14 protein-coding genes are annotated in these 11,780 nt (G+C 56.6%); 11 read left to right on the top strand and 3 right to left on the bottom strand.

The genetic code is table 11. The features are described from left to right. Positions 1-269 precede the first annotated feature (269 nt). Both VI895_07715 and VI895_07710 read left to right on the top strand, forming a co-directional pair. The gene (locus VI895_07715) at positions 270-704 is read left to right on the top strand and encodes an NfeD family protein (protein HLG19685.1); all 435 of its coding nucleotides are present in this window, start codon (positions 270-272) and stop codon (positions 702-704) included. A gap of 14 nt (positions 705-718) precedes the next feature. Next, positions 719-1,699 carry a stomatin-like protein gene (locus tag VI895_07710; protein HLG19684.1) on the top strand — a complete coding sequence of 327 codons (981 nt, stop codon included), beginning with the start codon at positions 719-721 and terminating at the stop codon, positions 1,697-1,699. Between the two features lie 19 nt (positions 1,700-1,718). Here the strand turns inward: VI895_07710 and VI895_07705 are convergent, their stop codons facing one another. The 3 genes from VI895_07705 to VI895_07695 form a co-directional block, all read right to left on the bottom strand. Next, positions 1,719-2,114 carry a hypothetical protein gene (locus VI895_07705; protein HLG19683.1) on the bottom strand — a complete coding sequence of 132 codons (396 nt, stop codon included), beginning with the start codon at positions 2,112-2,114 and terminating at the stop codon, positions 1,719-1,721. A 134-nt stretch (positions 2,115-2,248) separates the two neighbouring features. Continuing rightward, positions 2,249-2,539: a Trp family transcriptional regulator gene (locus tag VI895_07700; protein HLG19682.1), complete on the bottom strand. Its 291-nt coding sequence runs from the start codon at positions 2,537-2,539 to the stop codon at positions 2,249-2,251. Between the two features lie 16 nt (positions 2,540-2,555). Continuing rightward, the gene (locus VI895_07695; protein ID HLG19681.1) at positions 2,556-3,746 is read right to left on the bottom strand and encodes a diguanylate cyclase; all 1,191 of its coding nucleotides are present in this window, start codon (positions 3,744-3,746) and stop codon (positions 2,556-2,558) included. A gap of 233 nt (positions 3,747-3,979) precedes the next feature. On the opposite strand from VI895_07695, the gene VI895_07690 reads away from it, so the two are divergent. The 9 genes from VI895_07690 to VI895_07650 are packed head-to-tail and all read left to right on the top strand — an operon-like array spanning position 3,980 to position 11,760. After that, positions 3,980-5,146, top strand: a complete 1,167-nt coding sequence (locus VI895_07690; protein ID HLG19680.1) for a cysteine desulfurase family protein — start codon at positions 3,980-3,982, stop codon at positions 5,144-5,146. Next, the gene (locus VI895_07685) at positions 5,143-5,574 is read left to right on the top strand and encodes a cytochrome c maturation protein CcmE (protein ID HLG19679.1); all 432 of its coding nucleotides are present in this window, start codon (positions 5,143-5,145) and stop codon (positions 5,572-5,574) included. Before VI895_07690 ends, VI895_07685 begins: the two co-directional genes overlap by 4 nt. Next, positions 5,575-8,019, top strand: coding sequence for a cytochrome c-type biogenesis CcmF C-terminal domain-containing protein (locus tag VI895_07680; GenBank protein ID HLG19678.1), 2,445 nt, complete (start codon positions 5,575-5,577; stop codon positions 8,017-8,019). Between the two features lie 6 nt (positions 8,020-8,025). After that, a complete protein-coding gene (locus tag VI895_07675; GenBank protein ID HLG19677.1) occupies positions 8,026-8,517 on the top strand; it encodes a zinc ribbon domain-containing protein in 492 nt (163 codons plus the stop codon). Continuing rightward, complete coding sequence (locus VI895_07670; GenBank protein ID HLG19676.1) at positions 8,510-9,661, top strand: hypothetical protein; 1,152 nt, start codon at positions 8,510-8,512, stop codon at positions 9,659-9,661. The genes VI895_07675 and VI895_07670 overlap by 8 nt, the downstream gene beginning before the upstream one ends. Further along, a complete protein-coding gene (locus VI895_07665; protein HLG19675.1) occupies positions 9,658-10,293 on the top strand; it encodes an ABC transporter ATP-binding protein in 636 nt (211 codons plus the stop codon). Before VI895_07670 ends, VI895_07665 begins: the two co-directional genes overlap by 4 nt. Next, positions 10,290-10,964, top strand: coding sequence for a heme exporter protein CcmB (locus tag VI895_07660; protein ID HLG19674.1), 675 nt, complete (start codon positions 10,290-10,292; stop codon positions 10,962-10,964). The genes VI895_07665 and VI895_07660 overlap by 4 nt, the downstream gene beginning before the upstream one ends. Then, positions 10,961-11,623, top strand: coding sequence for a cytochrome c biogenesis protein CcsA (gene ccsA, locus VI895_07655; protein ID HLG19673.1), 663 nt, complete (start codon positions 10,961-10,963; stop codon positions 11,621-11,623). Before VI895_07660 ends, ccsA begins: the two co-directional genes overlap by 4 nt. Continuing rightward, on the top strand, positions 11,620-11,760 hold the full coding sequence (locus tag VI895_07650; protein ID HLG19672.1) for a CcmD family protein: 141 nt from the start codon (positions 11,620-11,622) through the stop codon (positions 11,758-11,760). The genes ccsA and VI895_07650 overlap by 4 nt, the downstream gene beginning before the upstream one ends. Positions 11,761-11,780: the final 20 nt, after the last annotated feature.

Here is an 11,780-nt window from a genome sequence, read left to right as displayed (position 1 = left end):
AAAGGCTGTCAGCAAGGCCGCAGGGGCCAAATGCCCGGAAGCGTACTCTCTGCAGTACGTTGAGGACATTTGGTCCCGAGAACGCAGCTGGCAGCCTTTGTAGCCGGGCGGAGCAGAAGCTATTTATGAGACCGGTTCTAGTTCTTTACCGTACCCTCCGTTCGGTCTTGGACTGAGTTGCATTCCCGTGTTCCGGACGACGGGTACGTGCCAACATAATCCCGAAAATGATTCGCCCTGGCATGTCGGCGTAGGTATATTGCCCAACAATGGCATGGTGGATCTGGGCGGTATTCGGCCTGGTGCTCTTGGGCGCCGAATTGATATCACCGGGGGGGTTCTATCTCCTTTTCTTCGGAATCGGAGCGCTGTTCATCGCCCTTTTCGTCGGGCTTGAACTCATCGAGCCGATTTGGGAGCAGTGGCTCCTTTTCTCCGCGATCTCGATCCTCGCCCTCGCGATCTTCCGACGACCGCTCCTGGAAAAAATTAAACCACTGCTGAAGGGAAAAGAGGTCGACAATCTCGTCGGTGAAGCCGCCACGGCTACGGAAGAGATCGCGGCCGGAGGGGTCGGCAAGGTGGAACTGCGTGGAGCGTCGTGGAGCGCCCGAAACATTGGACCCACGACGATCGGCAAAGGCCAGCGATTGATCGTAGATGGAATACACGGATTGACTCTTTCGGTTCGGGCCGAAAAATGACTGGAGGATTGCACATGACCGGAGGTTTGGTTGTTGTCTTGGTTCTGGCGTTCTTGGCCATCGTCATCATCGCGAAAACGGCGATCGTCGTTCCTCAGCAAACGGTTTACGTCGTCGAGCGCCTGGGCAAGTACAGCGGAACGCTGACCGCCGGGTTTCACATCCTGGTCCCCTTTTTCGACGTCGTTCGCTACCGGCATTCCCTGAAGGAAACCGCCATCGACATTCCGGAACAGGTCTGCATCACCCGGGACAACGTCCAGGTCCACATCGATGGGATCCTCTATCTGAAAATCATGAATCCGGAACGGGCGTCGTACGGCATTTCCGATTACATCTTCGGCATCACACAGCTCGCCCAAACGGCGTTGCGGAGCGAGGTGGGGAAAATCGAACTGGACAAGACTTTCGAAGAGCGAGGCTACATCAACAACCAAGTGGTCAGTGAACTCGACAAAGCGAGCGAGCCGTGGGGCGTGAAAGTCCTCCGGTACGAGATCAAGAGCATCACTCCTCCAAAAGATGTTCTCGCCGCGATGGAAAAACAGATGCGGGCGGAACGGGAAAAAAGAGCCGTCATTTTAACTTCGGAAGGGCAGCGCGACGCCGCGATCAATAGTGCGGAAGGTCAGAAACAACAGGTGATCAAAGCCTCGGAAGCGAAGAAGCAACAACAAATTAACGAAGCGGAAGGGGAAGCGTCGGCGATCCTCGCCGTCGCCACGGCGACGGCGGAAGGGATTCGCCGAGTCGCGGAGGCGACCCAGACCCCCGGTGGCCTAAACGCCGTTCAGTTGCGGGTGGCGGAGGAATACGTGGCTCAGCTCGGGCAGCTCGCAAAAGCGGGGAATACGATGGTTCTTCCCGCGAATCTGACCGACGCCGGCTCGATGATCGCCCTGGCGCTCAACATCATCCGCCAGTCCGGGAGCGGGACAACGCCTGCGCCTTCGGGAACGCCGCCGCTGCCACGGAAGCCGACGGCAAGCGCATAAGAGACGGCCGTCTCCCTTGTCACTGCACCGTGATGGTGCCTTGAAAGGCCGCGGTGCCCGGATTCAGGTGATCGTGAAAACCGCATGTTTCTGAGCGACTGGCCATCGTGACGGAGCGGCTGCCGCTCGGGCCGATCGTCGAGCCGTTCAACTCCGGACAATCGGTGTGCATAGGATGCGGGTCGGATGCCATGTCATGGGAGACGGAGTCACTATTGAGAAACGTAACCTCCGCACCCTCCGAAACAGTCGCGGTTTTCGGACTTACTCCCGATCCGGTCAGCGTGAGCGTAATGCTGGACACCGGAGTGGGCGTGGGAGTGGGTGTACCGCCGGCAGTATTGTCCGAACCGCAGGAGGAAATCAGCGCGACCCAGCCAAATAGTACCGGAATTGAGAGGCGTTTTTTGTTCACAAGACTTCTCCGACGCCGCACCTTTAGAGTCGTTCGTGTGTATCGCTACAACATAACACCGTCAAGCACAAAAAAAGAGCGCCTTGCGGCGCCCGAAGGAAATCGGTACATCGGTACATCGTCAACAAATTTTTTTATTTCTTCAGCCGTGTCCAAACCTGCGCAAATGCGCCCCGACCGTACTGAACCACCCGGGAACCCCGCGAGACCTTCGACAGGCTGACGCCGAGCTTTTCGCTCACGTCCCGCTGCGGGATCCCCTGAAGGAGCAAACCCACCAACCGCCAACGTTCGAGGAGGTCTTGCCGCTCCCCGGGGGAAAAAAGGTCCTCGATGAAGGCGATCATTTCGTTTTCATTGCGGGGCGCCATCAAGATTTTGGCGAGAAGTCGCAAATCGGCGCCTCGTTTGCGATCGGGCTTCATTCCAAAAGGGATTACCTTATGCGCTGCGCGACGCCAAGAACTCACGTAACCGTCCGGCGTCGAGGCGGGACATTCGAAGAATCGAAACTCCCACGTCAAATAGGCGTTCGCCGACCGCTTCCTTCAAATGGGCGACTTTTCCCAGGAAACGGACCGGATCCGCATCCCTCTCGATGGAGACTTCCATGGGGATCACGCTCCCCGGAGGCAAGGGCACATCGGATTGAATTAAGGCACCCCCCTCACTCAGATTCTTCGTGGCCAGCGGTTTTTGGCTGTTGGGCAGAATGGAATACGTGCCGGGGATCGAAACATCGAATCGGGGAACTTTCCGCCGCTCGCCCCGTCTCGTCTCGATTCGGTTTCGGCCGTCTCGCTTGGCGGAATAGAGCGCTTCGTCCGCTCGCGCGATCAACTCATGCGCCGATGTGGCATCTTCGGGGAACGAAGCCACTCCGCCGCTGACCGTAACGACTCGGCCCACCAACGCCGCCTCGGGCACCTGAAGCGCTTCCACTCCCCGACGAATACGATCGGCCAAAAGCATCGCGCCGTCCTTACCCGTATCGGGCGCGATCACGGAAAATTCCTCCCCGCCATAGCGGCAGGGGAGATCGGACGACCGAATCGACCCGGCGATGACTTCCGCCACATGTTTCAAAACGAGGTCCCCAATCGGGTGACCGCACTGGTCGTTGAATTTCTTGAAGTGATCCACGTCGATGAACAAGAGAGAAAGCGGAGTGCGATACCGATTGGCTCGGGAAACCTCTTTTTCAAGGGACCGTCGGAAATGCCTGAAATTGTAAAGGCCGGTCAATCCGTCCGTCACGGTATCGTGGCGGATTCTCACGAAATCGTCGGTTTCCACAATCGTGGGATTCGAAAGATTGCCATTGGCCGTCAAGTATTCCAGGCCCGAAACTCGGAAGTCCAAATCGGTTCCAAGCTTGGATTGCATTTCGTCGTGCCGTCGAATCAGTTGCGACCAATGCTTTCGAGCCTGGTCGGGCGAAAATTCAACGTGGTAAATCAGATCGAATAGGGTTGAGTAGACTTCCGGCCCAAAACGATCGCAAAGCCCTTTAAGAGCGCGATCGAGGGGAAGGACGTCTATCGTGCGTTTCGCCGGAATGACGTCCCGAACGGCAAGGTGAAGCTCCTCGTCGCTTCGAACCACCCGCAATCTTTTCGCTTCCGTCTTCATTTACACCAATACCCCTGACCTATTTTTGCGATTTCCGTACCATTTGCTAACCCTCGACATTCTAGTACAACGCCCTAATATTATTGAAATAATTATATCTAGGGGGGACGAACCAGGTCCTGAGCGGAACCACTTTTTTGCCCAAGTGTAAACTTCTGTTTCCACGCATAGGAAAGTGCGACTTGAGCTGGTTGACGAACTCTCCCCCGTCTGGTCATCTCCGCCCCCGGCCCATGCGTAACGCTCGAATTTATCTGGATCATAACGCCACCAGCCCCCTTCGACCCGAAGTTCGAGAAGTCCTTTCGCAATTCAGCACTCACTCGTTGTCCAATCCCTCCAGCGTGCATACCTCCGGAAGGCGGGCGAGAAAGGCTGTGGATGAAGCGCGTGAAGAGGTCGCACGACGGATCGGAGCACGACCGTCGGAAATTCTTTTTACGTCCGGAGGAACGGAATCCAATGCTTTGGCGTGGCAAGTCTTTTCGCAAGCGGGTGAGACCCTCGTCACGTCGAACATGGAGCACCCCTGCGTGTTGGCTGCCGCGCAAAAAGCGGACGATCGGGGTGCCCGGGTCTCCTATGTCGGCGCAGAGCGCACCGGAGGACTGCGAAAAAGCGACTTCGAGGCGTATACGGCCTCTCCCGTGAAGTTCGTTTCCATCCAACATGCGAACAATGAAACGGGAGTCGTGCATCCGCTTCCCACGATGATTCAACAGGCCAAAGCGGCCTCCGCGGCTTTTCACACCGACGCCGTTCAGAGTGTGGGGAAACTTCCGATCGACGTTGCCGAATTGGGAGTCGATTATTTGTCGTTATCCGGCCATAAACTCGGTGCCCTTTCGGGTATTGGCGCGCTTTATGTTCGAAAAGGGAGCCCTTTGGAACCGATCTGGTCCGGAGGCCATCAAGAAAAAGGGAGGCGCACAGGCACGGAGAACGTCCTCGGCATTCTATCGCTCGGTGCAGCGTGCCGGGCCCTTCGAGATCATGGGGTGGAGGAAAACCGCCGCGTGGAACGGCTTAGGAATTTGTTGGAAAGCGAATTGTTGAATCGTATCCCCGGCACCCAAGTCACCGGGCGCGCGGAAACTCGCCTGCCCAACACCACTCACCTGATGTTCGAGAATGTTGACGGGGAATCCCTTCTGATCGCGGCCGACCTCGAGGGAATCGACGGCTCCACCGGAGCCGCTTGCGCTTCCGGTTCGCTGGAGCCTTCCCATGTTCTGTTGGCCATGGGATTCTCTCCGACACAGGCTCACGGCTCGCTTCGGCTTTCGCTCGGTTGGTCCACGACGCAAGCGGACATCGATCGCGTTGTGGAACTGTTGCCGAAGCTTGTTGCACAAGTGCGCGAGGTACGGCAAAACATACGCCCGAGGTTAGCCCTGTGAATGTAAAGAAAACGAAGTTCGTGATCGGCTTCTTTTTTATCGCGGTCGGCCTGGCGATCGTCGTCGTCACGTTGCTTCCGAAATCGATGCAATACTACGTCACCGTCGACGAGCTTCTGGCGCAGGAGAAGAAGTACATGGGCCAGGAACTTAAAGTGGCGGGCAAGGTGGCTATGGGCTCGGTGGAAAAATCCGAAAAGGATTTCTTCATCCGTTTTCGGGTGGAAAACGCCGATAAAGCCGTGACCGTGGACTACCGGGGGGCCGTCCCCGATACGTTCAAAGAAGGTGCAGATGTCGTCGTCACGGGCACATTGAACGAGCGCGGAACCGTCGATGCATCCAACGTTTTGGCGAAGTGCGCCTCTCGGTACGAAGAGAAATTAAAGCCCAATTACGGCGGCGCTTCCAAGACCGGGACCCCTTAGATGGAGACCGCGGGCAATATTCTCCTTCATTTAGGTCTGGTCGTGACCGTTTATGCCGTCGTGATGTCGATCCTCGGCGCCAGGACCCGCCGGCCGGCGCTGGTGGAGAGCAGCCGGAACGCCGTTTGGGCCGCCGGCCTAATTGTAGCGACCTGTGCCGGCCTGTTGATCGCCTGTTTTCTCACCGGAAAATTCCAGGTGGAATACGTCTACTCCTATTCCAACTCGACGATGCCCGGCTTCTATAAGGTGGCTGCTTTGTGGGGCGGACAGGCGGGATCGCTCCTCTTTTGGGTGCTGGTCCTTTTCGTCTACTCCTCGGCGGTGATGTGGGTTCAGCGAAACCGTTCCCACCAACTTCTTCCGTACGTCATCGCGACCTTGATGACGATCGCGACATTCTTTCTCGTCATCCTGGTTTTTACGACCAATCCCTTCAACACGTTGCCGTTCACGCCGGCCGACGGCCGAGGGCTGAATCCACTCCTGCAGAACTATTACATGGTGATCCATCCCCCCTCGCTTTACCTGGGCTACGTCGGAATGACGGTTCCCTTTGCCTTCGCCATGGCCGCCCTGATGACCGGCCGTCTGGACAACCAATGGATTCTTCAGATCCGGCGTTGGACGCTTTTGGCCTGGTTTTTCCTCTCCATGGGCAATCTCCTCGGCGCGTCCTGGGCCTACGAAGTCCTCGGATGGGGAGGATATTGGGCTTGGGATCCGGTGGAAAACGCGGCGTTCATGCCGTGGCTGACGGCCACGGCGTTCCTCCATTCCGTCATCATTCAAGAAAAACGGAACATGCTCAAAACTTGGAACATGGTTCTGGTCATTCTCTCCTTCCTTTTCACGATGACCGGCACGTTCCTGACCCGTTCCGGAATCGTTTCGTCGGTTCATTCGTTCGCGCAATCGGGAATCGGCTCGTATTTCCTCGGCTTCCTCGTTTTCGCGATCACGGTCTCCGGATCGCTCGTGATCTATAGACTCAAAGATCTTCAGAGCAAAAACACACTCGACTCTTTTCTTTCCAGGGAATCGTCGTTTCTTTTCAACAATCTCGTTTTGGTGGGCGGGGCGTTCGCCATATTGTGGGGGACCCTTTTCCCCGTGCTTTCCGAATGGATTCGAGGAACCAAAATCACGGTCGGCCCGCCGTTTTTCAACAGCGTAATGGTTCCGATCGGCCTCCTTCTGCTCTTGCTGACGGGGATCGGTCCGATCGTGGCGTGGCGTAAGACCACGCCGGAACAATTGAAACAGAATTTTCTCTTGCCCGTGGCCATAGCGATTGTCGCATCCGTCGTAACGATCGTCTTTACGCGCCAGATTTACGTCGTCGCGTCGCTCTCCTTTTGCGCGTTCGTCTTGGCCAGCATTGTCGGCGAATACCGAAAGGGGATCGCCGTTCGGTGCCGCACGCTTAACGAAGATTTCGTTACGGCGCTCTTGCGCCTGGTCGCGACCAACCGGCGGAGGTACGGCGGCTATATCGTGCATGTCGCGATCGTCATGCTTTTCGTCGGTTTCACCGGCTCGGCTTTTAAAGTCGAAGAAGAGATGCAGTTCAAGGTCGGCGAAACCAAGAACATCGGCCGCTATTCCGTGAGATACGACTCCTTGAGCGACCAACAAGATGCTCACAAGGACACCGTTTACGCCAACGTCAGCGTCTTCAAGAACGGGGCCCCTTTTACCGACATGCATCCCGCCCGGGTCTTTTATAAGAGCCATGTGGGAGGCGAGCCGGCCCAGCCCAACACGCAGGTCTCCATCCAGCGTTCGCTGCGCGAAGATCTCTACATGGCGCTGTTGACGTACGACCCGAACAACCAGTCGGCGTTCCTCAAGGTGATCGTCCATCCCCTCGTGCAGTGGATCTGGCTGGGGGGACTTTGCCTCATTTTTGGAACCTTCATTGTGATGTGGCCTGCGGGGAGCCAAATTGCGGTGAAGCAAATCGCAAGGGCCGCAGCGCTGGCCTTGGTAATTTTCGGCGCCGCCGTAACCGCGTCCGTTCCGGCGGCGATGGCTCAAGGAGCGACGGAAGAATCGATCTCAAAACAATTGAAATGCCTTTGCGGCTGCGGCTTTCCCGATCTCGCATCCTGTTCCTGCGATGAGTGGGCACAGCCCGCAAAGGCGGAGATCCGCGCGCGCCTGGCCCGGGGGGAAGACGAAGCCACGATCTTGAAATACTTCGTAAGTCGAGACGGTGAAAAGGTCCTCACCTCCCCCGTCCCTCAAGGCTTCAACCGAACAGCCTGGATTGTTCCTGCGGCCGCGTTAGCTGCCGGCCTTCTGGCCGTGTCGGTGATCATTCGAAAATGGCGAAAAGAGCCATCGGTCCAAGACGAACCCTCTCCCCGTCCTCAGGTTTCGGATGAAAAGTACCGAAAAGAGCTCGATCGGGAGCTCTACGGTACGGAAGAACAGACCTGATCGCCCATGTCCACTCTGTTTACGATTTTGATCGCGGTAGCGGCGGGTGGACTCATCGGCCTTCCCTTTTTCCGTAAAGAATCCGGCGGTGGAAACATTCTAGCCGTGGCTCCCACGGGCCGATCCGCCGCTGAACGGCGCCGGAACCTCCGGGAGGAGAAAGCCGGTTTCGTCCTCGCATTACGCGAACTCGACTTTGATTACGAGACCGGCAAACTGTCGGCCAACGATTACAAGGCGCTCCGGCAAAAATACGAATCCAAAACCATCGAGACGATGCGGGAACTGGATCTCTTGGATGACGAATGGAAACGTTTTCTCGAGACGGTGGACGGTCAACTCAAGAACAGGATTCCTCAGACCGTTCGACCCAAGCCCGCGACCCAGAAAAAACCGTCCGGCAAAATGTTTTGTTCAAAGTGCGGGAAATCCGTCGTCGCGCAAGACCGCTTCTGTGGGTGGTGCGGCCACCCGCGGGAGGCCGCGGCCAATGGTTAAGAAGTTACTCTTTTGCACCTTCGCGGGCTTAGCCTTCGCCTCAGGAACAGCTTGGGCAGCCGATTCCCGCGGCGAGTTAGCCGGAAAAGTCGTGGAACAGGCCAATGGCCAGGAGAAGCCGGTCCCAAACGCGGTGGTACGGCTTCGAATCTTTCACAACCAAAAAGAAGTCGCGGGAGCTGAGACGAAGGCGGATAACACCGGTAACTATCGGTTTGTAGATCTCGACACCGATCCTGCGAATTTTTACGTAACCGGAACCGAGCGAGGTGGAGTGCCGTTTCGGTCCAACGGGGACCGCTTTCACAGGTCGAAATCGCTTCAAATGGCGGACCTCGTCATTTATCCGGTGCGCCCTGACCCCGGAGATATCCGCGGCAATGAAATCATCCTGCTCGAATTCGGCCGTCGCAACGTCATCAAGGCCAGCCATTCCGTTGAACTCCGAAATGAGGGAACCACTCCTTACGATCCGCGCGGGGAAAGGGGAACGCCCATCGATCTCACGCTCCCCAAAGGAGGATTCGAGCTGAATTTGATGGGGAGCCTTTCGCAGGAGAACACACGGGTGGACGAAGCCACTTCCAAACTCCATTTGCGCCTTCCGATCGCTCCCGGCCCTTCGGGAGCCGTGAAAGTCGAATACTCGTATCTTTTTCCTTATGAACACCGTTCCGTCTCTTTCGATTTCCCGATGTCGGTCTCTCGGGACAAATTGACGCTCGTCTTGAGCGAAAAGGACTACCGGATACGGAGTGCCCTGCTGACCCGCCAGTCCCCTCAAACCATCAAGGGCAAGTCTTATTATTTCTACACCTCAGGACCCGTCGGTCCGAATGAAGCCACCTCGTTAACGGTTTCCGGACTTCCCATGCCCGGCGACGTCGCTTCGGGTCTTCTTTATTCGGGGCTCGGTGCCGTGCTCGTGGCCGCCATTTATTTTGCCGTGCGCCCTTCGCGCACGCCGATCGCACCTAAAGAGTCGGAACAGGCCAAGAAACAGGGGTTGGCGGCGCTCACTGAACTCGAGCGAAAATTTCAGGGTGGATCGATTTCGTCAGCTCAATACCATTCGGAAAAGGAACGCTGGCTCGAACTTCTTTTTGATCTGCAACAGGAAGAAAGGGCGAAACCCGCCGCGTGATCGTCGTATCCTTAAACGACGTCAGCCGCGCGTTTTCGGAGCGGTTTGTCCTGCACCACATCCAACTTGAGATGAAGGAAGGTGAGGCGGTAGCGCTGGTCGGGCACAACGGCTCCGGCAAGACCACGCTTCTGCGCATCGTTTCGACTCTGCTGGCGCCCTCTTCTGGAGAGGTCCGCCTGTTCGGGGATTCGGAAGAGGAGCTTTCGTCGCCCTCGATTCGGAAAAAAATCGGAGCGCTCTTCACGGAGGGATTTCTCTATGGGGATCTGACGGTTCGGCAGAACCTGAACTTCTACGCCGCCTTGCACGGGATTTCGCCCGCGCCGCGCCTCATCACCGAAGAGCTGGATCGTTTCGGAATGCGCGCCTTTGAAAACGAGCTTGTCCGGACGTTGTCGCGAGGTGAACGCCAGCGAATCGCCCTCATCCGATCCACGTTGCATTCGCCCTCCCTGATTCTCTGGGATGAACCGACGACCGGATTGGATCAACGCGGCCGGCAGCTCTTTATCGACGCCGCCAAATCGAAAAAAAGCAAAACGACGATTTTGTGTTCCACGCACGATCTCTCGATCGTCGAGAGCTGGGTCGATCGAACGATCACTCTCGCGGGAGGGCGGATCCAGTGATTCGATTTCTCACGACGGTGCTCACACTGGCGGAAAAGGACGTCCGAATCGAACTCCGGTCCAAGGAGATGCTGTACGCCACGTTTCTCTTTGTCATGCTCTGCCTCGTCATTTTCAATTTCAGTTTCAGCATCAACCCTCAGATCGTGGAAAAGGTAGCCCCCGGCATCATCTGGGTGGTGGTGGTCTTTTCGGGATCGATCTCCATGAATTACCTCGCCCATCGGGACCAAGAGGATCACGCGCACGAAGGGCTCCTTTTGGCCGGTTGCACAGGCACCGCTCTGTACTTCGCCAAATTCGTGACGACGCTGGTCTTCATGCTGGTCATCCAGCTCCTCACGATCCCTTTCTTCATCCTCTTTTTCAATTTCGCCGTGGGGGACTGGCTGCCGGCGTTCGCGTCCGTTCTGGCTCTCGGAACCATCGGTTACGCCGCCGTGGGAACCCTCTTCGCCTCTCTTCTTACGCACGCTCGCCTCAAAGAATTGCTTCTGCCCGTCGTGTTTTACCCGGTGGTTATTCCGTTATTGATTGCGGCCGTAAAAGCCACAGGCGAGGTCTTTGCCGGCGTAACGCCGAAAGAAATCCCTCTCATGGTGGGATTCGACCTGATCTTTCTCACCGCCTCCGCCCTTCTATTTGATTTTGTGGTAGAAGATCCGTCGTGAAATTAAACGCCGTCACGAGCCTGGCCCTTTTAACCGCTTTCGGGACGATCTTTTTTTACGCTCCCGAAGAGGCGACACAAGGGATGGTTCAAAAAATCTTTTACGTCCACGTCGCCTGCGCCATCACGATGTACATCGGTTTCTTTCTCGCTTTCCTGGGGGGACTTTTTTACCTCCTGGAGAAAAAACTCCACTGGGACGAACTCGTCGTCTCCGCCGCCGAGGTCGGTTTTTTCTTTTGTACGGTGGTCCTGCTGACCGGCCCCATTTGGGCCAAACCGATCTGGGGCACCTGGTGGGACTGGGACCCGAGGCTCACGACCACGCTCCTTTTGTGGCTTCTCTACGCGGCTTACATGGTTTTACGCGGATATTTTGAAGGCTCGGCCCGAGGCCGCGCCGTGACTTCGATCGTGGCCATCATCGCCTTCTTGGACGTGCCGATCATTCACTTTTCCGTTCGCCTTTGGCGGGGGATTCACCCCTCCGTCATGGCTTCTCAAAACAGCGGTCTGACGCCTAAGATGCAAGCCACACTGGCCATTACATTTTGCGCCATGGTTCTACTGTTCAGTTCGCTGATGGTCGCCCGCTTCCGCCTGGAGCGAAATCGCAATCTGTTGGCGTCGGCCCGGTTGCAACATTCGGAGAACGTATGAATCATCTTTCTTACTTGATCGCGGCTTATCTCGTTTTTTGGATCGCCACGCTCGCCTATCTTTTCTCCATCGATCGGCGGCAGCGCCAGTTTCAGCGTTCGATTCGGCAACTTTCTGAGAAGAAGCCGGCGGCCTAATCCAGATTATTAGAACTGAT

It is taken from the genome of Bdellovibrionota bacterium, from assembly GCA_035292885.1.
Classification (GTDB): domain Bacteria; phylum Bdellovibrionota_G; class JALEGL01; order JALEGL01; family DATDPG01; genus DATDPG01.
Note: the sequence above shows the minus strand (reverse complement) of the source record. Positions and strands in the feature narration are given on the sequence as shown.

Excerpts from the sequence above, each read along its gene's own strand:
- VI895_07710 (HLG19684.1), top strand. The coding sequence starts at position 719 with ATGACCGGAGGTTTGGTTGTTGTCTTGGTTCTGGCGTTCTTGGCCATC.
- VI895_07670 (HLG19676.1), top strand. The coding sequence starts at position 8,510 with ATGGTTAAGAAGTTACTCTTTTGCACCTTCGCGGGCTTAGCCTTCGCC.
- VI895_07680 (HLG19678.1), top strand. The coding sequence starts at position 5,575 with ATGGAGACCGCGGGCAATATTCTCCTTCATTTAGGTCTGGTCGTGACC.
- VI895_07650 (HLG19672.1), top strand. The coding sequence starts at position 11,620 with ATGAATCATCTTTCTTACTTGATCGCGGCTTATCTCGTTTTTTGGATC.
- VI895_07690 (HLG19680.1), top strand. The coding sequence starts at position 3,980 with ATGCGTAACGCTCGAATTTATCTGGATCATAACGCCACCAGCCCCCTT.
- VI895_07695 (HLG19681.1), bottom strand. The coding sequence starts at position 3,746 with ATGAAGACGGAAGCGAAAAGATTGCGGGTGGTTCGAAGCGACGAGGAG.
- VI895_07675 (HLG19677.1), top strand. The coding sequence starts at position 8,026 with ATGTCCACTCTGTTTACGATTTTGATCGCGGTAGCGGCGGGTGGACTC.
- VI895_07700 (HLG19682.1), bottom strand. The coding sequence starts at position 2,539 with ATGAAGCCCGATCGCAAACGAGGCGCCGATTTGCGACTTCTCGCCAAA.
- VI895_07715 (HLG19685.1), top strand. The coding sequence starts at position 270 with ATGGCATGGTGGATCTGGGCGGTATTCGGCCTGGTGCTCTTGGGCGCC.